Raw genomic sequence first — 23,167 nt, 5'->3', positions numbered from 1 at the left:
CCATTACGCTGTCCGTATGACAAGCGCTGGATCTTCCCAGGGGGAGGGCCCCGACGTTCCGGACCCCTCCCGGATGCGGGCCTCCGATGCCGAGCGTGAGCGCGTCGCCGAGGCGCTCAGGGAAGCCGTCGCCGAAGGCCGCCTGGACATGGAGGAGTTCGAGGAGCGCCTGGACGCGGCCTTGCGGGCGCGTACCCACGCCCAGTTGGAGCCGCTGGTCCGGGACCTCCCGGTGCCCGCGGGCACCACCGGCGCGCTCTCCGTCCCCGAGCGCCGCGAGGAGTGGGACGGGCGGATCGGGGGCACGCCCACCTCCCGCGTGGCCGTCGCGATCATGGGTGGCTTCCAGCGCAAGGGCACCTGGACCGCACCGCGCAGGTTCACCGCCTTCACCCTCATGGGCGGCGGGGAGATCGATCTGCGCGAGGCGCGGTTCGAGGGCCGGGAGACGGTGATCCGCTGCTTCGCGTTCATGGGCGGGGTGCAGGTCATCGTCCCGCCCGAGGTCGAGACCCACGTCGGCGGCGTCGGCATCATGGGCGGCTTCGACCAGAGCGGGGAGGGCGACGGCGATCCGGACGCGCCCCGGGTGACGGTCACCGGGCTGGCGGTCTTCGGCGGGGTCGGCGTCGAGCGCAAGCTGCGCAAGGCGGACGCACGGCGGCTGAAGGCCGAGCGGCGCAAGCTCAAGGCGGAGCACAAGGAACTGCAGCGGGCCGAGCGGCGGGAGCGCCGGGAGGAGCGCCAGGAACGGCGTACGGACCCCGGGACCGGACCGGCGGGCCCGGTGTCGCTGGAGAAGGACCTGCCCCGGAGCGACCGGCCTCAGGACTGAGGTCACCGAGGTCCGGCCGGGGCGGCGCCGTACGCCCTCCCCGGCGGCCCCGGCGGTCTCACAGCTCCGCTGCCGCGGTGCCCTTCAGATGGTCCAGGTTCAGCGCCCGCGCCATCGCCCGGTAGCCCGCGTCGCTCGGGTGCAGATGGTCGCCCGAGTCGAAGGTGGGCCGCAGCCGCAGCGGGCTGACCGGATCGCGCAGCGCCTTGTCGAAGTCCACGACCTCGTCGAAGACCTTCCCGGCGCGGATCTGGGCGTTGATCTGCTCCCGTACGGCGTCCAGCCGCGGGGTGTAGCCGCGGTGGCCGTAGAAGGGCGTCAGCGTGGCGCCCACCACCCGCAGCCCCCGGGCGTGCGCCTGCTCGGTCATCCGCTTCAGCCCGGCCACGATCTTGTTCGGGTCGGTCTGGTGCGGGATGCGGAGTATGTCGTTGATGCCCAGCTCGATGATGACGGCCTTGACGCCGGTGCGGGAGAGCACGTCACGGTGGAACCGGGAGAGCCCGCTGGGGTTGTTGGGCGGGTACTGGGTGCCGTCGCTCAGCACCCGGTTGCCGCTGATGCCCTGGTTGAGCACGCCCAGCCGGGGCGCCCCGGGCTCGGTGCGCAGCCGCTCGGCGAGGAAGTCGGTCCAGCGGCGGTTGGCCCCGGCGGTGGAGGTGATGCCGTCGGTGATGGAGTCACCGATGACGGCGACCGACCCCTGCGCCTCCTTGGACCACACGTCCACACCGGTCAGATAGCGCCAGTACGGGCTCTGCTCGGTGTACGCCGCGCCCGCCGTGTCCTCCGTGCGGTCGCCGCGCGCCATGTACGAGGTCTGGCGGGCGTGCGGGTGGTAGGTGACCGCGCCGGACGCCTCCGGGGCGTAGGTGGTGACCAGCAGGTCCGCGGCGTCCGGGACATTGAGCCGGACCGGGTCGCTGGTGGCCGCCTTGCCGGGCGGGATGGTCACCCAGGAGCGGTTGCCGAAGGTGAGGCGGTGCATCGTGCCCGCCGCCGCGGTCGGGTTGCTGGGGGCTGCCGCCAGCGCCACCGAGGCATGCGTGATCCGCAGCGGCCGGGCGCTGTAGAAGTTCGACAGCTGGATCCGGGCGCTGCTGCCGCCGACGCTGGCACGGATCACGTTCCGTATCGACATGCCGGACATGCCGCGGAGGGTGGTCCTCGGCTCTGCGGCGGCCGCCGAGGTGGACCAGGTGCCCACCCAGGAGCCGGACGAGGCCGGATCGGCGGAGCCGCGGGTACGCGCACCGGTGTCCATGTCGTCCTCGTCACCGCCGACCCCGACGAATATCGCGGTGGAGACGAGGATCACCACGGCCGCCAGCGCAGCGAGCACGGTGTAGCCCGTGCGTCTGGGCATGGGTGGCACGCTCATGGGCGGGTGTCTCCTCGGGCGACGGAGCCCGAGGCTCCGATACGTGGACGGGAACTGCGAGTGTGTCAGCAGCGCCGCAAGGGTCCGGGTGGTCCCCCCATGATCCCATGGCGGGCTGTGGCTCCGCCCGTCGGCCTGCCCCCAAGTGTGCAGGGTTGCTCTCCCGGAGAGACGACAAGAACCCGGGGTTCGTTCCACAAGTGGGCGACCGAAACAGGAAAGAGACAATGCATGAGGGGACGGCGCGACCGGGTGGAGCCCATGGACCGGACAACAGCGGGTGAGAAGACGCACAGACCGCCCCGCGGCGGTCCGGGCGGTCTGACCGCCGACACCCCGCTCGACGAGGAGCGACGGCGCGGGGTACGGCGGATGAAGGTGCTCGCCACCGGTCTGCTGGTCGCCGTCGCGCTGGTGTACACCCTCGCCAAATGGGCAGCGTCCTCCGGGGCCGGAGGCTGGGCCGGGTATGTCGCGGCGGCCGCCGAGGCGGGCATGGTCGGCGCGCTGGCCGACTGGTTCGCGGTCACCGCGCTGTTCCGGCGGCCGATGGGGCTGCCCATCCCGCACACCGCCATCATCCCCACCAAGAAGGACCAGCTCGGAACCAGCCTGGGCGAGTTCGTCGGGGAGAACTTCCTCTCCGGTGACGTGGTGCGGACCCGGCTGCGCTCCGTCGGCATCGCCGGACGGCTCGGCACCTGGCTGGCCGAACCCGCGCACGCCGACCGGGTGACGGACGAGCTGGCCACCGCGCTGCGCGGCGCGCTCACGGTGCTGCGGGACTCGGACGTACAGGCGGTGGTGGGCGAGGCCATCACCCGGCGGGCCGACACCCAGGAGATCGCGCCCGGCCTGGGCAAGCTGCTCTCGCACATCGTCGCGGACGGCGGCCACCACCGCGCCGTCGACCTGGTCTGCATGCGGGCCCACGACTGGCTGGTCGAGCACAACACCTCGGTGATGGACGCGGTGACCGGCGGCGCCCCCGGCTGGACGCCGCGCTTCGTGGACCGCAAGGTGGGCGAGCGGGTCTACCGGGAACTGCTGCGCTTCGTGAGTGAGATGCGTGACATGCCCGCCCATCCGGCGCGCGGCGCCGTGGACCGCTTCCTCACCGACTTCGCCCATGACCTCCAGTCGCACACCGACACCCGGGCCCGGGTCGAGCGGCTGAAGGGGGAGGTGCTGGGCCGCCCCGAGGTGCAGGACCTGATCGCGTCGGCCTGGGCGTCGGTGCGTTCGATGATCGTCGCGGCGGCCGAGGACGAACACAGCGAACTGCGGCGCCGGGCGCGGGAGGCCATTCTGTCGCTGGGCACCCGGATGGTGACGGACACCCGGCTGCGCGGCAAGGTGGACGGCTGGCTGGAGGACGCCGCCGTCTATGTGGTGACGACCTATCGGGACGAGATCACCTCGCTGATCACCGACACGGTGGCGGGGTGGGACGCCGAGCACACCTCACGGAAGATCGAGGCCCATATCGGGCGCGACCTCCAGTTCATCCGGATCAACGGCACGGTGGTCGGTGCGCTCGCCGGGCTGGTCATCTACACCGTCTCGCGCGCGCTGGGCGGTTGACCGGCGCGCGTCTCTGGCGGGTGCGGACGGCAGGCCCTATGGTGCCCCTCCCCGGAGGGAGACCGCTGTGCGACGTCAACGAGGCCAGGGGCCGCGGCAGCGGCGGTTACGGCGGGGCGCCGCGGGGCGGGGCCGGGGGCGGCGCGCGACGGCCGCCCGGGTGCTGTGGACCGGGGGTGAGCTCGCGGTCACCCTGGGGGTCGTCATGCTGCTCTTCGTCGTCCACCAGGTGTGGTGGACCAACCGCCAGGCGCGGCAGGGCGCCCAGCGCGAGGTGGCGGCCCTGGAGCGGGAGTGGCGTACGCGGGGTCCGGACGGCTCCGCGCCGGACGCGGACCCCTCGGGCTCGGGACCGGCCGGGCGGGGCCCGGAGCGCGACCGTGCCGGCGCCACCCGCACCGGGCAGGACTCCGGTGGGACCGCCCGCGCCCCGCGGCGGGACCAGTCCTACGCCGTGCTGCGCATCCCGCGGATCGGGCTGACGGTCCCGGTCGCCGAGGGCGTCAGCCGGTCGGCCGTGCTCAACCGGGGCTACGTGGGCCACTATCCGGGCACCGCCCAGCCGGGACAGGCGGGGAACGTCGCGCTCGCCGGGCACCGCAACACCCACGGCGAACCGTTCCGGCAGCTCGACGAGGTGCGCCGGGGGGACACCGTGCGCATCGACACCGCGGCGGCCCGCTACACCTATGTGGTGGAGCGCACCCTGCCGCGGACCTCGCCCCGCGACGGCACGGTGACCGCGAAGGTGCCGTACAGCTCGGCCCATCCGGGGCAGCGCTTCACCGAACCGGGCTACTACCTCACCCTCACCACCTGCACCCCCGAATTCACCTCCCGCTACCGGCTGGTGGTGTGGGGGCGGCTGAAGACGGCCGTACCACGCACGGCGGGGTAGTGCGCGCGGGCGCCTACACTGGACGGCACGGAAGCGAACGGGCAACGGACAGGGGGAGCGGCGGGATGACCCACCGGTTCGAGCGGCTGCGGATGCACCTGGGCGTGTGTCTGTTCCTGCTGACCGGGGCCCTGCTGGCCCAGACCGGTCTGGTGAGCGCCGTCGCGTTCGCCGCCACCACGGCCGCCACCGCCGCCCTCGCCGCCGCGCTGCTGACCTGCGTGCTGCTGGCCTCCCACGGCCGGGTGCCCACACCGCCGGGCCGGATCCGCACCGCGATCAGGGACCGTGAGCGGCGTACCGCCTTCCTTCCACAGCGGGACCCGGACGCCTCGGGACGTCCGAGGCCGCGAGCGCCGGGCCGTCGTCCGCAGACGGCCGCGCAGGCGTAGGAGTCCGAAGGCGTCACCGGCGCCCCCTCATCCGTACCGCCACGCCGCGCGGTTCGTCACGCCGATCCATCCCATCCGGCCATCCGGCCGTCCGGCACGACGAGATCCGCGGAGTTCTCCTTTGTCCCTCTTCTCCTTCCTCGGCAGTCTGCTGTCCACCCTCGCCGACCGGCTCGACCCGCTGTTCGGGGCGTCCGCCACGGCCGCCGCGATCGTGGTCTTCACCCTCTGCGTCCGCGCCGCGCTCCACCCGCTGACCCGTGCGGCGGTGCGCGGGGAGAAGGCACGCGCCCGACTCGCCCCGCGGTTCGCCGAACTGAGCCGCCGCCACCGCGACGACCCCGAGCGGCTGCGGCGCGCCCTGGGCGAGTTGCGGGCCAAGGAGGGCGCCTCGCCGATGGCGGGCTGCCTCCCGGCCCTCGTCCAACTCCCCGTCTTCTTCGTCATGTACCACGTCTTCTCCACCGGCAGCGGCGCCGGTGACCTGCTGGACCACACACTGATGGGTGCCCCGCTGGGCGGCCGGTGGGACGGTGCGCTGGACGGTTCGCAGGGCCTGGTCTACCTGTCCCTCTTCGGGCTGATCGCGGCGGTGGCGACATGGACCTGGTGGCGCGCCCGCAAAACGCCCGTGCCCGGCGCGCCGGGTCTGGCCCGTGTGCTGCCGCTGCTGTCCTTCGGAACCGTGCTCACCGCGGCACTGGTCCCGCTGGCGGCGGGTCTGTACCTCGCGACCAGCACCACCTGGACAGCGGTGGAGCGGGCCCTGCTGCACCGCGGTACGAGCTGACGCCGCGGCCCGGCCCGGCACGGGCCGCACTATGTCGAATGCGACGACGACACCTCGGCGATCAACCGCGCGTACTGACCATTCTTCCGGGCGGGTGAAAGAAACGGCCGCCCGCGGCGCACAGAGGAGACACAAGCCCGGTGCGGCATCGGGCGGCTGAGACCCGAGGGGGACAGGTGGGGCAGCGCGGCAGTGTCTGGTTCGAGGGTGTCTACCGCGAACACCGGCACCAGGTCTGGCGCTACCTCATGCGGCGCATGCCCGAGCGGGACGCCGAGGACGCGCTGGCCGAAGTATTCAGCCAGGCCTGGGCCTCACGCCACAGCCTGCGCGGCCCCGCCCTGCCCTGGCTGTACGGCATCGCCCGGCACGTGGTGGCGCGCACCCTGGCGCACGTTCACCGAGGTACTGGATCCCCGACGCCTGTGACGCTGCCGGTTGCCGACAGCGCCGAGGAGCAGACTGCCGCGCGCAGCGGTGCACTGGCGGCGCTGGGCTGCTTGAGCGACGCCGAACGTGAGGCAGTGCTGCTGATCGCGTGGGAGGGGCTGAGCCCCGCGCACGCCGCGCGAGCAGCCGGCTGTTCCACGCCTGCCATGACCTTGCGCCTGCACCGAGCGCGCAGACGCCTCGAGAGAGAGTTAGGGGAAGCAACGTGACGTCGATCGAACGGCTGCGTGAAAGGCTCGGGTCGATGGACCCGGCGCACGACGCCATGGTCCCCGAAGACGTGGATGAGCGCGTCCACGCACGGGTGGCCGACGAAGTACGGTCCACGCGCAACACCCCCGTGAAGCACACCTCCTCCTGGTCGGTGCGTCGGCCTGCCGTCGTGGCCGGGCTGGTATGCGGGGTTGCCGCCGTGGCGGTGGGAGCGATGGCGCTGTCCGGCACCTTCGGCTCAAGCCCGGACGGGAAGCCTCGCGGACCGGTGCGGGCCGAGGCTCTGGCCGGGTACCCGCTGGAGAACACGACCGACTGGGTCTCCTACGGGGATCACGTAGCGGTCATCCACGTCGACGACGAGAAGACCGAACCTGTCCCGGACGCGGCGAAGAAACGCGGCGAAGGGCACGTCGGCCGTACGGGCCGCGTCGTCATCGACGATGTCCTCTACAACCGCCCCGAGGCCCGCCGACTGCCGTCTTCCTTCACCATGAAACTGCCCGGCCTGTGGTGGGAGGAGGGCGTCGGTACCCAGGAGTTCACCTTCCGCGGCACCTCCCGTATCGAGCCCGGGCACGCCTACATTGCCGTCCTGGTCTGGGATGAGGATGTGCAGGGCTTCGAGGCCGCTGTCCTCGGCGGTGTCCTGCCGTACGACAAGGGCACTGTCGGTCTGGGGGAAATCGACGGAAAGACGCGTGAAAGCCTGCCGCCCGCCAATGAAGTCGAAGGTATGGCCCAGAAGTTCAACGGCTCCGGCCTCTCCGAGATCGAAGAGGCGCTGAAGCAGGCCAAGCCGTACCCCGCCGCGGCGGCGAACCCCACGCTGCCCGCCGAACAGCGCTACGAGAAGGTCGTAGAGGCAGGCGAGGACACCTGACGTCCTCCTACGGGCATCAGGCCGTGGCCGACAGATGGCGTTCCAGTGCCTCCACCACCAGTGCGTGGTCCTCTGCCTGCGGAAGGCCCGAGACCGCGACCGCGCCGATGACCCCGGTGCCCGTCACATGCAGCGGGAAGGCGCCGCCGTGGGCCGCGTAGCGGTCCGGGTCCAGCCGGGAGGATTCCTCGAAGGTGGTGCCCTTGGCCCGGAAGCGGGCGCCGACGAGGTACGAGGCGTTGCCGTAGCGCTCCACCACCTGGCACTTGCGGTCCAGCCAGGCGTCGTTGTCCACGCTGGTGCCGGGCAGCGCACGGTGGAAGAGGCGCTGTCCGGCACGGCGCACCGTGATGGTGACGGCCGCGCCGCGCTCCTGGGCGAGGTCGGCGATCAGACAGCCGAGCCGCCAGGCGTCGTCGTTGTCCAGCCGGGGCAGCCGCAGCCGTCGCTCCTGCTCCTCCAGCCGGGCGATCAGGTCACCGTCCCCGTCGGCGTCGGCCTGTCGGCCGGGGGTCTGCTCCGTGCTCATGCCGTGCCCTCCGGATGGACCGTACGGTGCTCGGCGGCCGACAGCCGGGCCGCCTCCAGGACGCGCAGGGCCGCCGCGGCCTCGGCGGCGGTGACCGGTGGACGGCCGCCGTCGCGCAGGGCGGCGGCCACGCCCGCGTAGTAGGCCGGGTAGGCGCCGGGCAGGGTCGCGACGGGGGTGCCGCCCCCGGTCAGCGGTGACTCTCCCGCGCCCAGCCGCCCCCAGGCGCTCTCCGGTTCGGCGCCCCACGGGCCGGTGTCCGGACCGCCGGGGCGCAGCCCCTCGCGGAGGGCGGCCTCCTGCGGGTCGAGGCCGTACTTCACATAGCCCGCCGCACTGCCCAGCACCCGGAAGCGCGGACCGAGCTGGGCGGTGGTGGCGCTCATCCAGAGGTGGGAGCGGACGCCGTCGGCGTGGGTGAGCGCGATGAAGGTGTCGTCGTCGGTCCGCGCCCCGGGACGGCGTACGTCCACCTCGGCGTAGACGGAGAGCACCGGGCCGAAGAGGGTCAGCGCCTGGTCGACCAGATGGCTGCCCAGGTCGTAGAGGAGTCCGCCGACCTCGGCCGGGTCGCCCGACTCCCGCCAGCCGCCCTTGAGCTGCGGCCGCCACCGCTCGAAGCGGGACTCGAAGCGCTGGACGCTGCCGAGTGTGCCGTCGGCGATCAGCTTCCGCAGGGTACGGAAGTCGTTGTCCCAGCGGCGGTTCTGGAAGACGCTCAGCAGCAGCCCGCGCGCGTCCGCGAGCGCGGCCAGCTCCTCCGCCTCGGCGGCGGTCGCGGCGAGCGGTTTGTCCACCACGACCGGCAGCCCCGCCTCAAGCGCCGCGCGGGCGAGCGGCACATGGGTGCGGTTCGGGGAGGCGATGACGATCAGGTCCAGCTCGTCCGCGCGGCCCCACAGCTCATCGGCCGAGTCCACCAGGCGCACACCGGGGAACTCGGCGCGGGCCTGCCGCTGCCGCTCGGCGCTGGAGGTGACGACGGTGTCCAGGACCAGACCGTCGGTCGCGGCGATCAAGGGCGCGTGGAAGACGGAGCCCGCCAGGCCGTAGCCGATCAGTGCTACGCGGAAGGCGCTGTTGTGGTGGTCGTCCATGACAGCCACTTTGACAACGCTGTTGCGAAAGTGCAAGCGCGCGCCACAATGGAAAGGTGAACGGTTCCATCTCCGGGGCGGCCGGACCCGGCGCCAATCTGTCCGCCCTGCGCAGCCACAATGCCGCGCTGGTCCTCGGTCTGCTGCGGGCCGCGGGCGAGGACGGCGCCAGCCGGCTGGAGCTGGCCGCCCACACCGGCCTCACCCCACAGGCCGTCAGCAAGATCACCGCCCGGCTGAGGGCGGAGGGTCTCGCCGCCGAGGCCGGGCACCGCCCCTCCACCGGCGGCAAGCCGCGCACCGTGCTCCGGCTGGTCCCCGGCGCCCGCCACGCCATCGGGCTGCACCTCGACCGCGATGAGCTGACGGCCGTCCTCGTCGACCTCGCGGGCACCCCGGTGGCCGTACGGACCGCCGACTTCGACTTCGGCGCGGGGGCCGAGCGGGCGCTGACCGCCGCCTCGACGCAGGTCCGGGCGCTGATCGAGGATGCGGGTGAGCTGCTGGCCGCGGACGGCGGGCTGCTCGGCGTGGGCGTCGCCGCGCCCGGTCCGCTCGATCACGATTCCGGGGTGCTGCACCGCGTCACCGGCTTCCCCCAGTGGGACGGCTTCCGGCTGCGCGACGCGCTGGAGCGGCGGCTCGGCATCCCCGTCGTGCTCGACAAGGACACCAACGCCGCCGCGCTCGGCCTGGGGACCGCCGAGTCCTCCGCCTATCTCCACCTGGGCACCGGCCTCGGCGCCGGACTCGTGCTCGGCGGAGGCGTCTACCGGGGCGCGCGGACGGACGCGGGGGAGTTCGGCCACCAGGTGATCCAGCTCGACGGACCGCGCTGCGGCTGCGGTAACCACGGCTGTCTGGAGGCGCTGTGCCTCGCCGCCGTCGCGGGCGGCGAGACGGGTGTGGCGGCCCGGCTGCTCGGCGTCGGCGCAACCAACCTGGTGCGGCTGCTCGACATCGACCGGGTGCTGCTCGGCGGCCGGGTGGTGCTGGCCGACCCCGCCCCGTACGTCCGCGGGGTCTCCACGGCGCTGGCCGAGGACTCGGCACGGGCCGGCCGCCCCATCGTCCCGGTGGAGGTGGTGGAGCGCGGCAACCGCGCGGTGGTGGAGGGCGCGGCCGAACTCGTACTCGCGCCGCTCTTCGCCCGCGGCTGACCCGGGGCTGACCCGGGGGCGAGCCGGGGCGGGTCCGACTGGGCCGATCGTGTGGGTTGTTGACCGCCAGACGAGGGCAATCGGCGCTCTTCGCGGTGTGTCGCCGTGCGGAGGTGGAAGGGAACGGACTGCTCGGGGAAACGCCGTAGGACTCCAGAGGTTCACTCATGCGCCGTTCCACCGCACTGTCCCTGCGCGCCGTCCTCCCGGCGGCCGCGATCGCGCTCGTCCCGGCTCTGTACGGGCTCGCGCCCCACGCGGACGCGGCCGACACCGAGGCCGAGCCCAGATCCGCCGGCACCGGCGCGGACACCAGACCCGGGGCCGCGGCGGTGGCCGCGCCGGTCTGCGGCGGCCAGGGCAGCACGGAGTTCCCGATCGCCGCCCGCCTCCACGACGGGCCGGACCGCTACGCGCGCGGCGGCGGCTGGCGCACCTGGTACCTGGAGCTGCGCAACACCACGGACACCGGCTGCCGGGCCGTCCACCCCATCGCCGTGCTCGTCGACCGGGCCCGTGCGCTGCGGCCCGAGGACATCGGCTTCGAGTTCCTGGACCGGACGGCCGACGGCGGCACCTGGCGGCCGGTCTCCTTCGAGACGACGGACCAGGACGAGAACCTCGGGGTCTTCGACGACCGGTTCGCCGGCTTCACCGTGCCCGCGGGCAAGACCGTGGACGTACCGGTGCGGACCCGCTTCGGCGCTGCCGCGTCGAGCGGGAAGGTGACGGCCAACGTCATCGCCGTTCAGCGCCGCGAGGACGACGGCGACTGGGTCGGGCAGTCCAACGACTACGAGTTCAGCGTCGGCGACACGGATGCGGATGCGGATGCGGATGCCTCCGGCGGGACGGACGGAACGGACGGCACCGGCTCCGATGCCACGACGCCGCCCAAGGATTCTGGCGGTACGGGCGGTACGGCGGACCCCGGCGGTGCGGGAGACACCGGTGGCACCGGTGGCACGGCGGACCCTGGTGGTACGGGTGACAACGGCGGCAAGGTGGATCCCGGCGGTACCGGGGGTACGGCGGATCCTGGTGGTACGGGCGGTACGGCGGATCCCGGCGCTACTGGTGGCACGGCGGACCCTGGTGGTACGGGTGACAACGGCGGCAAGGTGGACTCCGGTGGTACGGGCGGTACGTCTGACCCCGGCGGTGCGGGAGACTCCGGCGGTACCGGCGGTACGGCGGACTCCGGCAGCACCAGCGGTACCGCGAACCCTGACGACACCAAGGCCACGGCCGCCCCGAGCGCGCCGTCCACCCGGGGGCTGACCTCGCCCCGCGTGAAGCCGTCGGCTCCGAGCCCGAGTCCGTCCGCGTCGTCAGGCAGTGGCAGCGGCAGTGGCAGCGGGACCGCGGAGGAGAGCCCCGCCCCGGTGCCGCCCAGCACGGACACCGGGACGGAGAACGGGGACGACACCGGGACCACGTCCGAGACCACACCGGAGGACTCCGGCACGGACGGCACCGGTGACGACGAGGACACCGGGGTCAGCATCGATCCCGAGACCGACACCGGAGTCGAGGACCCCGGTACGACGGACCCGGGCCTGGAGGATCCCGATGCCACCGAGCCCGGTGACACGGGCGACACCGGAACCGGCACCGAGGACCCGGCCACCGAGGACCCCGGCCTTGAAGACCCGGCCACCGAAGACCCGGGCCTCGAAGACCCGGGCACGGAGGACCCTGACGCCACCGATCCCGGTGACACCGGAGACACCGGAACCGGCACCGAGGACCCCGGTCTGGAAGACCCCGGCACCACCGACCCCGGTGACACCGGCGACACCGGGACCGGTGACACCGGAGACACCGGGACCGGCGACGACGGCGGCTATGACAAGGGCGGACAGGAGGACGGTGACCACCAGTCCCACCACCGGCCGCCCGAGCTCGCCGAGACGGGCCGCGGCGCCGTGCTCGCGGGACTCGGCGCGCTCAGCGTCGCGCTCCTGACCGGTGGCACCGTCCTCCTGGTGAAGTCCCGCCGCCCCGAGCGGTGAGAGCGGCTACGGCGGATACGGCGGATACGGCGGTTACTGGCCCCGGGGCCCCTCGCCCCGGCGGCGCAGCTCGTCGTCGAGCTTGTCCGAGCCGGTCTGGATCTGGTCCGAGTACTTGCCGCCGGTCTTCTTGTCCGCCGTGTCGGCCCCCTTGCGCGCGGCCTGCCGGGTCTTGTCCGGGTGCTTGCCGAGCGCGCCCTTCAGCTTGTCCATCATGCCCATGACGGTCTCCTTACGGTCCGGCTCGTCCAGGGGCGAAAGCCACCCCTCGGGGCGGAAGCCACCCCTCCTCAGGATCAGACACCTGTGCGGGTCTGTCGCGCTGGACGGCCGCGGCCCACCGTGACGCGGCCGGTTACCCCGCTGTCCTGCCCGGTTAGGCTGAGGGCGTCGCCAGCCGGTCGGCCCGGTCCCCGCGGTCGTGCCGACCCTCAGTGCCCTCAGTGGTCGAACCGAGCGGAGAGCAATCAGTGGCAGAGCGCAAGCCGATCGAGTCATGGCTCACCGACATGGATGGCGTGCTGATGCACGAGGGGATACCCGTCCCGGGTGCGGACGCCTTCGTGAAGCGGCTGCGGGAGACCGGTACGCCCTTCCTCGTGTTGACCAACAACTCCATCTACACCCCGCGCGACCTCCAGGCCCGGCTGGCCCGGATCGGGCTCGATGTGCCGGTGGCCAACATCTGGACGTCGGCGCTGGCCACCGCCCAGTTCCTGGACGAGCAGCGGCCCGACGGCACCGCGTATGTCATCGGTGAGGCGGGGCTGACCACCGCGCTGCACGACATCGGCTACGTCCTCACCGACGTGGAGCCGGACTACGTAGTGCTGGGGGAGACCCGTACCTACAGCTTCGAGTCGCTGACCAAGGCCATCCGCCTGATCAACGACGGTGCGCGGTTCATCGCCACCAACCCCGACGAGATCGGCCCCTCGGCCGAGGGCGCGCTGCCCGCCACCGGGTCGGTGGCCGCGCTGATCACCCGGGCGACCGGCCAGGAGCCGTACTTCGTCGGCAAGCCCAATCCGCTGATGATGCGGGCCGGGCTGAATGTGATCGGCGCGCACTCCGAGTCCAGCGCGATGATCGGCGACCGGATGGACACCGATGTGCGGGCCGGGCTTGAGGCGGGTATGGAGACCTTCCTCGTCCTCACCGGGGTCACCAAGGGCGAGGAGGTCGACCGGTTCCCCTACCGGCCGTCCAGCGTGGTCGACTCCATCGCCGACCTGGTCGATCGCATCCGCTGAACGCCCCGGACCTCTCCGGACCCCTGAACTCGTCCGGACCTCCCTGAACCTCCGCGGAACGCCGGGCGACCCGTTCGGCGCACTCGGGGTCCGCAGCGGATGCGGGCCCCGGCCGGGCGCGTGAGCCTCGTGAGTGGAGGAGGTTCACCATGCGCTCAGTCGCCCTCACTCTCTGTTCCGTCGTTCTGGGCTCCGTCACTCTCTGTTCCGTCGCCGCTCCGGCTCTCGCCGGTCAGCGGCACGACGGTTCCGCCACGATCCGGGTCGGCCCGCTCGCCGTTCCCGCCGGTGCCGAGGTGGAGGTGCGCGCCTTCGGCTGTCCCGGCAAGGTGGCCACCGCCTCGTCCGCGGTGTTCGTCGACGACGCCGAGCTGACGCCGGAGGGGGACGGGCTGTTCAGCGAGGCGACGATCCGCTCCACCGCGACGAGCGGCGCCCACCGGGTCACCGTGGACTGCGGTGACCCGGCGAGCGCCGCGGACGCGCGGGAGAAGGTGTCCGTCGCCGTCGAGCACCCGCCCTCGCCCATCGCCCCGGCGCACGCGGGCGGCGGGGGCAGCGCGCCCGCCGGTGAGCGGATGCGCGAGGACTTCGGCGGCGCGGAGGCGTACGGCCTGGCGCTCTCCGGCGCTACGGCGCTCGCCGTGGGCGGACTCGCGGTGCACCGGCGCCGCCGCCGTCCCTCCGGTCCGAGGGTGGGCCGGGCGTGATGGACGGATACGGATACGGAACGGGAAGCGGCCGGGGCGGCGGCTCCGGGGACGAGGACGGCGGGAGCGGGGCCCGGAGGTTCCGCGGCGCCGGACGGCTGGCCATGGGCGTCGCCTGGGCGGTGCTGCTGCTCGGCCTGTGGATGTGGGGCCGGGACACCACGGAGGGGACGGGCGGATCGGTGCCGATGACCGGCGATGTGGCCGCGGTCGGACGCCCGCCCGCGCATCCGCTGCCCCCGGCGCACGCCCCGCTGCCGTCCGCGCGCCCGAAGAGCGTCGAGATCGAGGCGGCGGGGATCCGGGCGCCGGTCGTCGCCGGCGGTCTGGACCGTGAGGGCGCGCTCAAACCGCCGCCGTACGACCGGGCCGGTACGGTCGGCTGGTACCGCGCAGGCCCCGAACCCGGTTCCGCGGGCGCCGCCCTGTTGGTGGGTCATCTCGACACTCGGTCCCGGCCCGCGGTCTTCCACGGGCTGGGCGACCTCCGGCGCGGGGCCGCCGTGCGGATCGCGCGGACCGACGGCACCACGGCGGAGTTCACCGTGGAGAGCGTCGAGCTGATGCCCAATGAACGCTTCGACGCCCGGCGGGCGTACGGGGCGCACACCCGGGACCGGGCCGAACTGCGGCTGATCACCTGCGGGGGCCGGTTCGACCCGGAGACCCGGTCCTACAGCGCCAATGTGGTGGTCTCCGCGTATCTGACGGGTACGGACGGGAAGCCGGCGCATCCGGTGGGCGCCGCGGGCGGTGACTCACGCTGACGGGGTTCTCCCCACCGCCCGGTGTGAGACCCGCCACGCACAGGCCCGGCGGTCGCACCCCGGAGGGGCGCGGGGCTGTGCGGAGGTACCGGCTCCGCCGCGTGGGCTCGACCAGCCGTGACGCGGGCGCGGACGTATGACGGCACGTCACGGTTCCGCCCGCGGGGCTTTTAGTGCGGCGGGGCGAAAACGCGGGCCGGGGTCGCCGATGCGTCCCCGAGCCTCCGGCGCGTTGTGTAAGGATTGATTCGACCGGTCTTGTCCCGCCGGGGGACCACGGCGTGTTCCTCGCAGCGTGCACCCAAGGGGGAGTGGATGTACGGCAGTTACACGCGCCGTCGGCATCACGTTGTCCGTCTTCGCAGCCGTCGCGCCCGTGGCCGTACCCGTGCCGTCTCGACGGCCGGAGCCCTGCTGTCGCTGGTGACGCTCTCCGGCTGCTTCGGCTCCTCGGGCGGTGGTGACGGCGACCGATCCGCCTCGGCCGAGCGGTCCCGGCAGCGGCCCAAGGCCACCGTGCCGTACTGGGTGAACCCGGACGGGAGCGCCGCCAAGCAGGTCGCGGCGTACCGCAAGAAGGGCGAGCGGGGCCAGGCGCGGCTGATAGAGAAGATCGCCGACCAGCCGGTCGCGGAGTGGCTCGGACTGGACAACCCCGAGGGGCAGGCGAGCGGTTTCACCCACGCCGCCGCCGCGGCCGACCGCAGCGCGCTGCTGGTCTTCTACGAGATCCCGCACCGTGACTGCGGGCAGTACAGCAAGGGCGGCGCCGCGGACGGCAATGCCTACCGCGCCTGGCTGGACAAGGCGGTCCGTGGGATCGGCAATCGCTCCGCGACCGTCATCCTGGAGCCCGACGCGCTGCCGCACGTGGTGGACGGCTGTACGCCCAAGAAGTTCCACGAGGAGCGGTACGACCTGCTGACCGGCGCGATCGACAAGCTCAAGGGGCTGCCGCGCACCAAGGTCTACCTGGACGCCGGGAACCCGCGCTGGATCACCGATCCGCGCCGGATGGCGCAGCCGCTGAAGCGGGCGGGGATCGCCAAGGCCGACGGCTTCGCGCTCAATATCTCCAACTACCAGACCACGAAGGAGAACATCGCCTACGGCAAGAAGCTGTCGGCGATGGTCGGCGGCAAGCCGTTCGTGATCGACACCAGCCGGAACGGGAACGGACCGGCCCCGGGGAAGGACCACCAGGCGTGGTGCAACCCCACGGGCCGCGCGCTGGGTGAGTCCCCGACCACCGACACCGGGGACGACCGGGTCGACGCCTATCTGTGGATCAAGCGTCCGGGCGAGTCGGACGGCACCTGCAAGGGCGGCCCCAAGGCCGGTCAGTGGTGGCCGCGGTACGCGCTCGACCTCGTCCGTAACGCCGACGCCGTATAAGCGCCGACGCCGTATGGGCGTTAACGCCGCATGAGCGCCGGTGGCGCCGTTCCGGCCGGAACGGCGCCACCTTGTCCGCCGGGTCCGCTCAGTCCCGTCCGGCTCCGGCGCCCTTCTTCGCCTTGGCCTTGGCCTTGGCGGCCTTGCCGCCGGGCACCTTCACCCAGACCGCCTCCGACGGAGTGCCCTCCTTGTCGACGGCGTTGAGCATGTACCAGCCGGGCGGCACCAGCGAGGACTCCCTGGGCAGCCGGACCGTGATGCCGTCCTTCTTCCGCTCGAAGTCCACCGCGATCGACCGCTGCTCCACATTGGTGACATGGGTGAAGGAGCTGGGCCGGATCAGCCGCACCTTCTTGACCGCCGAGGGGCGGGAGGTGGCGTATGTCGTCGTACCGCCGCGCCGGACCGTCCGGGGGCCGGTGTCGGTGAGCTTCGGCCGGGAGTCCCGGTAGAGGTACGGCGGGGTGTAGATGTCGATCTGCTGCTGGAACTCGCCCGGCTTGGTGTTGGCCTTGTCGCTGAAGAGCGAGTCCGAGCCGAAGGTCATCACCCGGCCGTCCGGCAGCAGCAGCGCGCCGGAGTGGTAGTTCCGGCCCACCAGCGGGTCGGCCACCGAACGCGAGGTGTTGGTCCGCGGGTCGTAGATCTCGGCCTTGAGCACGTTGCTGTCGCCGCGGCCGCGGTAGTCGCCCGAGCCGTTGGTGGTCAGCACGGTGTCATCGGGGAGGACCACACTGCTGGGGTAGCGGGCCTCGGCGTACAGGTCCGGACCGTCCTTGAAGCGCGGATCGTTCGCGTGCAGATCGACGATCCGGGTCTTGGCGGTGGCCCGGGAGTCCTCGCCGACCCCGCCGCCGCCGAGGACCATGTACCGCTGGTCCTGTGCCGGGGGCAGCAGTACGGACATCGAGGTCTCCAGCAGCCCGGGGTCACTGATGCCCGGCACCACGTCGAACTTGTTGCTCTTCAGGTCCCAGACGCCGGGGACCCGGCCCTTGTCGTCGGGGCCGTATCCGGCGTTGGACCCGGTGTAGAAGATGCGGCCCTTGTCGGTGAGGAAGAGCGCCGGATAGGTCGGGAAGAACCGCTTCTTCTTGAGGTACTTCCACTTCTTGGTCTTCGGGTTGTAGATCTCGTTCTTGCCCGGCACGACCTGACCGATCTCGTCCAGTCCGGAGACCGAGAGCACCCGGCCGTCCTGAAGGGTGGTCAGCGTCGGGTACCAGCGGGCCTCGTTCATGGGGTCGACCGTGATGTAGCGCTCGGCCACCGGATCGAATTCATAGGCTTCCTTGATGCCCTGGAAGTCCTTCTTGTCGAACGAGAGCTTCTGCGCGATGCCGTAGAAGTTGCGCTTGTCCTTGCCCTTGAGCCCGGCGATCCGGAAATTGTCCTCGGTGCCGGTCTGGTACTTCTTGCCTTTCCGCAGCGCCTCGACGTACACCCGCGCGGTACTGGGGGAGACCTTGACCTTTCCGGTCCTGGCGCTCTTGGTCTTCTTGGCGCGCGGGACCAGGACCGGGTCCTTGGACTCGAAGGTCCTGCCGGTCTCCTTGCCGGTGAAGCGGGTGCCGGCCGGGAAGGTCTTGGGCTTGTCCGGGTTCTCGTTGTGGACGAACATCAGTCCGCCCGCCTTCTCGACATCGCCCCGGAGCTTCTCATAGCGCTGGGTGCCGCCCGCCACCAGCAACTTCCCGTCCGGGAGCTGGGTGTGCCCGGCGCAGAAGAGGTCCTTGGGGGTCGGGATGTTCTTGTAGGTGTTCTTCTCCGGGTCCCACAGCACGCTGCGGAAGGATTTGGCGTCGAAGTTCTTGGCGTTGTTGCCGGAGCCCGCGACCAGCAGCACCTTCCCCGTGTGGAGCAATGCCGCGTGGATGGTGTTGATGCGGTACTCCTCCGGGACGTTCACCACGTCCCAGTGGCCGTTCTCGGCTTTGTACTCCGGTTGGTTGATCTTGTAGGTGTGGTACTTCTCGGAGCTGAAGCGATAGAGGGCCGGGCCGTTCATCCCGGCCACCACGATGATCGCCGCCGCACCGATCCCGAAGCGGCGGGTGCGACGACTCGGTCGGTACTTCACTTTCTATCGTCCCCCAAGGGCGGGCTGCGTTTTCCGTTTCTCCTGGCGGACGGTCCACCACCAGGCGATGATCGGCGCGGCTGAGACAGCCAGGGCGAGTGATGCCCAAACGGTCATCGCTGGATGACTGTGGCCGAAGTAGAAGGAAGAGGCGAGCGACCCGCCGAAGACCACCAGGAAGAAAAGATGGATCCGGAACGTACCGAAGAGGGTGTCGGGACTCGAGGAGTCGCCCTTGGGGGTCACCACGAAGCGGCTCTTGCGGCGCAGTACGGCATCGAAGAGCGAACGGGCGTAGACCGGCGCGGCCAGCGCGGACATCACCATTCCGGCGACCCCGCCGGAGCCTTCCGGTTCATGCGGGGAGACGTTGTGCCTGCGGTTCCAGATGTAGAGGCCGATCTGGAGGGCGGAGGCATTGCCGTAGAGCATCATCCAGATGGCGGGGTCGATCTCGATGCCGGACGCCCCGAATCCCAGGAACAGCGCACAGCTCAGCGCGGCCAGGATCCAGTTCAGCGCCGACATCGGATAGAAGATCACCATCAGGGTGTAGTTGAAGAGCTTGCCCGGCGGCAGGCTGAACGGCGCCTTCCAGAACTGCTTGAGGATCGTCTCGTAGGTACCGCGTGACCAGCGAAGCTGCTGGGTGAAGAAGTCGGTCCAGGCGGTCGGGCCCTCGCCCACCGCCAGGACGTCCGGGGTGTAGACCGAGGTCCAGTGGCGGCCGGTGGCCCGGTTGCGGTGCCGGTGCAGCTCGAAACCGGTGGCCATGTCCTCGGTGATCGAGTCGTACAGTCCGCCGATCGCCTTGATGGCGCTGATCCGCACCGCGTTGTTGGTGCCCACGAACATCGGACCGCGGTAGGCGTTCCCCGCCCGCTGGATCAGCGCGTGGAACAGGAACTGTTGGCTCTCGGCCGCCTTGGTGACGGCCGTGTCGTAGTTCCCGTAGACCTGCGGGCCGACGACGAAGGCCACGTCCGGGTCGCGGAAGTAGCCGAGCATCCGCTCCAGGTAGTTCGGCAGCGGGACGTGGTCGGTGTCGACCGAGGCGAAGAAGTCATAGGCGTCGCCGTGGGCCTCCAGCCAGGCGTTGTAGTTGCCGTGCTTGGTCTTGGCCCGGTGCGGGCCTTTCGGCTGGTTCCACTCGGCCACGCCCTTGCGGGAGAAGTGATGGACGCCCAGCCTCCGGCAGACCTCCTTGACCTCCGGGTCGTCGCCCTCGTCCAGCAGCCAGATGTGCAGTACGCCGCGGTGGCGCAGCCGGATCGCCGCCTCCAGCGTCTTGGTCACCATCTCCAGCGGCTCCTTGCCGGGTACGAAGGTGGTGATGAAGGCGACCTTGGTCCCGGTCTCGGGGATGACGGGCACGGGGTCGCGGGCGACGAGCGTGGCATGGGCGTTGGACAGCACGTTCATCGTGCGGAACAGCTCGATCAGCCCGATCGAGACCAGCATGACGGTGTCCATCACGACCAGGGTCGAGCCGGCGCCCTCCCGCTGGGTCCAGTGCGAGGGCTGCATCAGCCAGATCAGCAGCCCCAGGGACAGCAGCGGGGCGGCGCCCAGCAGCAGCGCGGCCCGCACCCGGTGCGGTTCGTCCGCGAGCAGACTGCGGTAGCGCACCCGGTACGGCCGGTCCGGCTCGGGCCGGGTGAGTGGTCCGGCCAGCCTGCTGTAGTGCTCGTAGTCGTACTTCGGCAGGGGCCGTCGCCGGTGCCGGACGGGTCCGTTCCGGAGCGGGCGCGGCAGCCGCAGGCGGGTGGTGGTGGACGAGTCGTACGGCTGCTGCCGCTCGATGGGCTCGTGCGCGGGCTGCCGGGCGCCGGTAGGCGTCGACGTCATGAGTCATTCCCCCCGCACGCGCGCGGTCGTGCGCGCGTGTCGTCGGTGCTGTTCGGCCGGAACCGCCCCCCTCGGCCGTAGGCGGCACAGTAGTGGAGGCACACACCTGTACGGATGCGGAAGGAATATCTTCTGGTTATTTGCTGAGTAAATCCTTGACAAGTCGATCCCGCATGTCCGGGTAGCGCCTCGACCACCAACTTTGCTGTTGCGAGTCGTTGTTGGGTGACGGAACGACTCGTTCCCGTGATGGCCGGATTCACTGGGCCGCCGGGGCGAACCGGGACGGGGGTGGCAAATCCATGACGGGGAGGTGGCCACGCGGTGGCCGAAAATCGACTACTCGGGGGGCTGTTCGGCGCCGGAGAACGGTGAGCGGAGCCGTGTGCGGATGTTTCCGAAGTGCTCGCGGACGGCCTCTTCCGCGCACATCGCGTCACCCGAGCGCACCGACTCCAGGATCCGCCGGTGCTGGGCACAGGTCACCCTGGGGTCGGTCGGGATGTCGACCAGATCGGTGCGCACCCGGTGGAAGGCGTCCCAGAACGCCTCCAGCACCTCGCTCAGCAGGGTGTTGTCCAGGCTCCGGTACAGCGCGGCGTGGAACGCCCGGTCCGTCTCCGCCCGCACGGCCCCGCCCTCGGCCTCCGCCTCCATCCGCCGGACGAGCGCGTCCAGCTCGGCGAGGTCCGCCTCCGGTATCCGCCCGGCCAGCCGCGCTATCAGCCCGGTCTCCACGGCCTCGCGCAACTCCAGCAACTGGAGCAGGCTCTCCTCGCCCCGGTAGTGCCCGGCGACGGTGCGGAAGATCAGCCCCTCGATCATCGGGGCCATCGACATGGGTCCGACATAGGTCCCGAAGCCGTGCCGGATCTCCACGATCCCCATCGCCTGGAGCGCCTTGAGCGCCTCGCGTACGGAGTTGCGGCTGACCCCGAGCAGCTCCATCAGCTCGGTCTCGGTGGGCAGCGGAGCCCCCGACGTCAGCCGCCGGTCGACGATCAGCCGCTTGATGCGTTCCTGGAGGTCCCTGGCCATCCCCCGCGTATGCGCCGACACCGGTCAGAGCCGCGCGAGGAAGGCGGTCCAGGCGTCGTGGGTGACGGCGAGGGTGCCGGTGGTGGTGTCCTTGGAGTCGCGGATGTGGACGGCGTCGGGGCGTATCGCGACCTCGACGCAGTTGTCGCCCTCGCTCCCGCTGTAGCTGCTCTTGAACCAGTCGCCTTCGGCGGCGCTCACCGGGGTTCCTTGGCGAAGGCGGTGAAGGCGGTCCAGGCGTCGTGGGTGACGACCAGTGAGCCGCCGGCGACGTCCTTGGAGTCGCGGATGCGGACGACGGCCGGGTCTATGGCGACCTCAATGCACTCGCCGCCTCCGCCGCCGCTGTAGCTGCTCTTGAACCAGTCGCCTTCGGTGCTGCTCATAGTGCTCCTCGCATCTGCTCCAGCAGGCTCGTACTGGCCTGAGGGCTCAGGGCTTGTGAGCGCAGTTTGCCATAGCGCTGGAGCATCGCACTGACGGCTTTTGGATCAGTGATCAGGACGCTCGTGTCATGCGCTTCAACGTACCCAACCCACTGGTGGTCCATGGTTTCGGCGAGACGCATGGAACCCTCGGCGCCGGAGTGTTCTTCCTGTTGGCGCGGCATGATCTGGATTTCCACATTCCGGCGATGCTGCTGCGCGAGGAGGTGATCCAGAAGCGTGCGGGTGACGTCGACCCCACCGAATCCCCGATCCAGCAGGGCTTGTTCGATGACGAAGCAGAACGAGGTGTTCGGCAAGTCCGTGAAGAGCCGCTGCCTCGCCAGCCGAGCGGTGGCCTGCTGTTCGCACTGTTCCTGAGGGGTGTGCGGGATGTAGCGGTCGAAGATCGCGCGAATGTATGACTCGGACTGAAGCAAGCCTGGTACAACCGTGCACTCATAGGCGAGGAGGGACACCGCCTGCTCTTCGATCCCTGCCCAGTGGCGCACCCATGACGCGAGTCCCACCCTTCGTGTCAGACTGCGGTGGGCGGCGCCCAGCACACGCGCCGCTGGAGCACCCAACACCTCCTCCGCCCGTTCGATCAGCTCCCTCGGCGGGAACCGTTTGCCCTGCTCGATCTTGGCGATGTATGGCACCGAGTACTGCACGCGTGGGGCGAACTGCTCCTGGGTCAGGCCCGCTTCGTCTCGCAGCGCCTTCAAAACCGCGCCAAAGGTCTTGAGCGTGTCCGACATCTCGGGTTCGCTGTTCGGGCTGCCGCCGTTGTCTGCTGCCATCCGTCCATCGTCACGGGCGGTGACCGACCCCGTCCAGTGCGTGAACTGATACAACGCGAACTGGGTGGGTGTCGGACCTGGCCGGCGGACGGTCGTCACCGGAACGCTTCCGCCATGACCGCACCACAGGGCCAAGTCCCCGTCACCGTACGTACGTTCGCGCAGCGCTTCTCCGCCACTCGGCGCGGGGCCCGGCTCGCCCGGCGACTGGCCGTCCAGCAGTTCGCCGACTGGGGCATCGTGGGCGGCCATGACGCCGCCGTGCTGATCGTCGCCGAGCTGTCTGCGAACGCCGCGCTGCACGGGCGCGTCCCCGGGCGGGACTTCACCCTGTTACTGCGGTACGACGACGAGGCGGGCCGTCTGGAGATCGAGGTCTCCGACACCCATGACGCGGAGCCCATCCCCAAACTGCCCGCGTCGGACGACGAACAGGGCCGCGGTCTGCTCCTGGTCGAGGCCCTCGCCGACCGCTGGGGCGTCCGCGACCGGCGGGGCCCGGGGAAGACGGTGTGGGCCCGGGTGCTGTTGTAGCCGTGCCCCGGTCTACCGCCCGCCGGCGCCGCGGGATGTCCGGTAAGTGGTGCTGCGGACCCCGGCGCGTGGTTCTATGGCGGC

General features: G+C 71.3%; 24 protein-coding genes. 14 read left to right on the top strand and 10 right to left on the bottom strand.

The window, feature by feature from the left end; all coding sequences use genetic code 11:
• The first annotated feature begins 16 nt into the window (after positions 1 to 16).
• The gene (locus tag NMK44_RS36240; protein ID WP_254751277.1) at positions 17 to 835 is read left to right on the top strand and encodes a DUF1707 SHOCT-like domain-containing protein; all 819 of its coding nucleotides are present in this window, start codon (positions 17 to 19) and stop codon (positions 833 to 835) included.
• Between the two features lie 58 nt (positions 836 to 893).
• Here the strand turns inward: NMK44_RS36240 and NMK44_RS36235 are convergent, their stop codons facing one another.
• On the bottom strand, positions 894 to 2,201 hold the full coding sequence (locus NMK44_RS36235; RefSeq protein ID WP_254751275.1) for an SGNH/GDSL hydrolase family protein: 1,308 nt from the start codon (positions 2,199 to 2,201) through the stop codon (positions 894 to 896).
• 246 nt (positions 2,202 to 2,447) lie between these two features.
• Here NMK44_RS36235 and NMK44_RS36230 point away from each other — a divergent pair, with 246 nt between their 5' ends.
• The 6 genes from NMK44_RS36230 (at position 2,448) to NMK44_RS36205 (ending at position 7,426) form a co-directional block, all read left to right on the top strand.
• Positions 2,448 to 3,800, top strand: coding sequence for a DUF445 domain-containing protein (locus tag NMK44_RS36230; RefSeq protein WP_254751268.1), 1,353 nt, complete (start codon positions 2,448 to 2,450; stop codon positions 3,798 to 3,800).
• 67 nt (positions 3,801 to 3,867) lie between these two features.
• The gene (locus NMK44_RS36225; protein WP_254751266.1) at positions 3,868 to 4,698 is read left to right on the top strand and encodes a class E sortase; all 831 of its coding nucleotides are present in this window, start codon (positions 3,868 to 3,870) and stop codon (positions 4,696 to 4,698) included.
• Between the two features lie 65 nt (positions 4,699 to 4,763).
• Positions 4,764 to 5,090: a DUF6412 domain-containing protein gene (locus NMK44_RS36220; protein ID WP_254751264.1), complete on the top strand. Its 327-nt coding sequence runs from the start codon at positions 4,764 to 4,766 to the stop codon at positions 5,088 to 5,090.
• Positions 5,091 to 5,211: 121 nt separating this feature from the next.
• Positions 5,212 to 5,880 carry a YidC/Oxa1 family membrane protein insertase gene (locus NMK44_RS36215; RefSeq protein WP_254751262.1) on the top strand — a complete coding sequence of 223 codons (669 nt, stop codon included), beginning with the start codon at positions 5,212 to 5,214 and terminating at the stop codon, positions 5,878 to 5,880.
• Between the two features lie 176 nt (positions 5,881 to 6,056).
• Positions 6,057 to 6,539, top strand: a complete 483-nt coding sequence (locus NMK44_RS42520; RefSeq protein ID WP_254751260.1) for an RNA polymerase sigma factor — start codon at positions 6,057 to 6,059, stop codon at positions 6,537 to 6,539.
• The gene (locus NMK44_RS36205) at positions 6,536 to 7,426 is read left to right on the top strand and encodes a hypothetical protein (RefSeq protein ID WP_254751258.1); all 891 of its coding nucleotides are present in this window, start codon (positions 6,536 to 6,538) and stop codon (positions 7,424 to 7,426) included. Before NMK44_RS42520 ends, NMK44_RS36205 begins: the two co-directional genes overlap by 4 nt.
• Positions 7,427 to 7,442: 16 nt before the next feature.
• On the opposite strand, the gene NMK44_RS36200 is transcribed toward NMK44_RS36205, so the two are convergent.
• Positions 7,443 to 7,955 (bottom strand): heme-degrading domain-containing protein, encoded by a 513-nt coding sequence (locus tag NMK44_RS36200; RefSeq protein WP_254751256.1) that lies wholly within the window; start codon positions 7,953 to 7,955, stop codon positions 7,443 to 7,445.
• On the bottom strand, positions 7,952 to 9,052 hold the full coding sequence (locus tag NMK44_RS36195) for a Gfo/Idh/MocA family protein (protein ID WP_254751254.1): 1,101 nt from the start codon (positions 9,050 to 9,052) through the stop codon (positions 7,952 to 7,954). Before NMK44_RS36195 ends, NMK44_RS36200 begins: the two co-directional genes overlap by 4 nt.
• A gap of 56 nt (positions 9,053 to 9,108) precedes the next feature.
• Between NMK44_RS36195 and NMK44_RS36190 the strand changes: the two genes are divergently transcribed.
• Entirely contained in the window at positions 9,109 to 10,212 is a 1,104-nt protein-coding gene (locus tag NMK44_RS36190) for an ROK family transcriptional regulator (RefSeq protein WP_254751252.1), read from the top strand.
• A 167-nt stretch (positions 10,213 to 10,379) separates the two neighbouring features.
• A complete protein-coding gene (locus tag NMK44_RS42270) occupies positions 10,380 to 12,227 on the top strand; it encodes a hypothetical protein (protein ID WP_302889025.1) in 1,848 nt (615 codons plus the stop codon).
• Positions 12,228 to 12,260: 33 nt separating this feature from the next.
• Here NMK44_RS42270 and NMK44_RS36180 read toward each other — a convergent pair whose 3' ends face one another.
• On the bottom strand, positions 12,261 to 12,449 hold the full coding sequence (locus NMK44_RS36180) for an antitoxin (protein ID WP_254751251.1): 189 nt from the start codon (positions 12,447 to 12,449) through the stop codon (positions 12,261 to 12,263).
• Between the two features lie 248 nt (positions 12,450 to 12,697).
• Between NMK44_RS36180 and NMK44_RS36175 the strand changes: the two genes are divergently transcribed.
• From NMK44_RS36175 to NMK44_RS36160, 4 genes are all read left to right on the top strand, one after another.
• Complete coding sequence (locus NMK44_RS36175) at positions 12,698 to 13,480, top strand: HAD-IIA family hydrolase (RefSeq protein ID WP_254751250.1); 783 nt, start codon at positions 12,698 to 12,700, stop codon at positions 13,478 to 13,480.
• Between the two features lie 149 nt (positions 13,481 to 13,629).
• Positions 13,630 to 14,190, top strand: a complete 561-nt coding sequence (locus NMK44_RS36170; RefSeq protein ID WP_254751248.1) for a hypothetical protein — start codon at positions 13,630 to 13,632, stop codon at positions 14,188 to 14,190.
• Between the two features lie 104 nt (positions 14,191 to 14,294).
• Positions 14,295 to 14,957: a class F sortase gene (locus tag NMK44_RS36165; RefSeq protein WP_254751329.1), complete on the top strand. Its 663-nt coding sequence runs from the start codon at positions 14,295 to 14,297 to the stop codon at positions 14,955 to 14,957.
• Between the two features lie 315 nt (positions 14,958 to 15,272).
• Positions 15,273 to 16,352: a glycoside hydrolase family 6 protein gene (locus NMK44_RS36160; RefSeq protein WP_254751246.1), complete on the top strand. Its 1,080-nt coding sequence runs from the start codon at positions 15,273 to 15,275 to the stop codon at positions 16,350 to 16,352.
• Between the two features lie 88 nt (positions 16,353 to 16,440).
• On the opposite strand, the gene glxA is transcribed toward NMK44_RS36160, so the two are convergent.
• The 6 genes from glxA to NMK44_RS36130 form a co-directional block, all read right to left on the bottom strand.
• A complete protein-coding gene (glxA, locus tag NMK44_RS36155) occupies positions 16,441 to 18,435 on the bottom strand; it encodes a radical copper oxidase GlxA (protein WP_254751244.1) in 1,995 nt (664 codons plus the stop codon).
• Between the two features lie 3 nt (positions 18,436 to 18,438).
• Positions 18,439 to 20,283 (bottom strand): glycosyltransferase family 2 protein, encoded by a 1,845-nt coding sequence (locus tag NMK44_RS36150; RefSeq protein WP_254751242.1) that lies wholly within the window; start codon positions 20,281 to 20,283, stop codon positions 18,439 to 18,441.
• 339 nt (positions 20,284 to 20,622) lie between these two features.
• On the bottom strand, positions 20,623 to 21,321 hold the full coding sequence (locus NMK44_RS36145) for a FadR/GntR family transcriptional regulator (RefSeq protein ID WP_254751240.1): 699 nt from the start codon (positions 21,319 to 21,321) through the stop codon (positions 20,623 to 20,625).
• Between the two features lie 24 nt (positions 21,322 to 21,345).
• The gene (locus NMK44_RS36140) at positions 21,346 to 21,522 is read right to left on the bottom strand and encodes a DUF397 domain-containing protein (protein WP_254751238.1); all 177 of its coding nucleotides are present in this window, start codon (positions 21,520 to 21,522) and stop codon (positions 21,346 to 21,348) included.
• Entirely contained in the window at positions 21,519 to 21,707 is a 189-nt protein-coding gene (locus NMK44_RS36135) for a DUF397 domain-containing protein (protein ID WP_254751236.1), read from the bottom strand. The genes NMK44_RS36140 and NMK44_RS36135 overlap by 4 nt, the downstream gene beginning before the upstream one ends.
• Positions 21,704 to 22,549, bottom strand: a complete 846-nt coding sequence (locus tag NMK44_RS36130; RefSeq protein WP_254751234.1) for a helix-turn-helix domain-containing protein — start codon at positions 22,547 to 22,549, stop codon at positions 21,704 to 21,706. The genes NMK44_RS36135 and NMK44_RS36130 overlap by 4 nt, the downstream gene beginning before the upstream one ends.
• Before the next feature lie 114 nt (positions 22,550 to 22,663).
• On the opposite strand from NMK44_RS36130, the gene NMK44_RS36125 reads away from it, so the two are divergent.
• Positions 22,664 to 23,083: an ATP-binding protein gene (locus NMK44_RS36125; RefSeq protein ID WP_254751232.1), complete on the top strand. Its 420-nt coding sequence runs from the start codon at positions 22,664 to 22,666 to the stop codon at positions 23,081 to 23,083.
• The last annotated feature ends 84 nt before the right edge of the window (positions 23,084 to 23,167 follow it).

It is taken from the genome of Streptomyces cucumeris, from assembly GCF_024295805.1.
GTDB classification, from domain to species: Bacteria; Actinomycetota; Actinomycetes; order Streptomycetales; family Streptomycetaceae; genus Streptomyces; species Streptomyces cucumeris.
This window is presented reverse-complemented; position numbering and strand designations above follow the sequence as displayed.

Coding starts and splice junctions, on each gene's coding strand:
- NMK44_RS36240 (WP_254751277.1), top strand. CDS start 17: ATGACAAGCGCTGGATCTTCCCAGGGGGAGGGCCCCGACGTTCCGGAC.
- NMK44_RS36235 (WP_254751275.1), bottom strand. CDS start 2,201: ATGCCCAGACGCACGGGCTACACCGTGCTCGCTGCGCTGGCGGCCGTG.
- NMK44_RS36230 (WP_254751268.1), top strand. CDS start 2,448: ATGAGGGGACGGCGCGACCGGGTGGAGCCCATGGACCGGACAACAGCG.
- NMK44_RS36220 (WP_254751264.1), top strand. CDS start 4,764: ATGACCCACCGGTTCGAGCGGCTGCGGATGCACCTGGGCGTGTGTCTG.
- NMK44_RS36200 (WP_254751256.1), bottom strand. CDS start 7,955: ATGAGCACGGAGCAGACCCCCGGCCGACAGGCCGACGCCGACGGGGAC.
- NMK44_RS36195 (WP_254751254.1), bottom strand. CDS start 9,052: ATGGACGACCACCACAACAGCGCCTTCCGCGTAGCACTGATCGGCTAC.
- NMK44_RS42270 (WP_302889025.1), top strand. CDS start 10,380: ATGCGCCGTTCCACCGCACTGTCCCTGCGCGCCGTCCTCCCGGCGGCC.
- NMK44_RS36180 (WP_254751251.1), bottom strand. CDS start 12,449: ATGGGCATGATGGACAAGCTGAAGGGCGCGCTCGGCAAGCACCCGGAC.
- NMK44_RS36170 (WP_254751248.1), top strand. CDS start 13,630: ATGCGCTCAGTCGCCCTCACTCTCTGTTCCGTCGTTCTGGGCTCCGTC.
- NMK44_RS36165 (WP_254751329.1), top strand. CDS start 14,295: ATGGGCGTCGCCTGGGCGGTGCTGCTGCTCGGCCTGTGGATGTGGGGC.
- NMK44_RS36160 (WP_254751246.1), top strand. CDS start 15,273: ATGTACGGCAGTTACACGCGCCGTCGGCATCACGTTGTCCGTCTTCGC.
- NMK44_RS36150 (WP_254751242.1), bottom strand. CDS start 20,283: ATGACGTCGACGCCTACCGGCGCCCGGCAGCCCGCGCACGAGCCCATC.
- NMK44_RS36145 (WP_254751240.1), bottom strand. CDS start 21,321: ATGGCCAGGGACCTCCAGGAACGCATCAAGCGGCTGATCGTCGACCGG.
- NMK44_RS36135 (WP_254751236.1), bottom strand. CDS start 21,707: ATGAGCAGCACCGAAGGCGACTGGTTCAAGAGCAGCTACAGCGGCGGC.
- NMK44_RS36130 (WP_254751234.1), bottom strand. CDS start 22,549: ATGGCAGCAGACAACGGCGGCAGCCCGAACAGCGAACCCGAGATGTCG.
- NMK44_RS36125 (WP_254751232.1), top strand. CDS start 22,664: ATGACCGCACCACAGGGCCAAGTCCCCGTCACCGTACGTACGTTCGCG.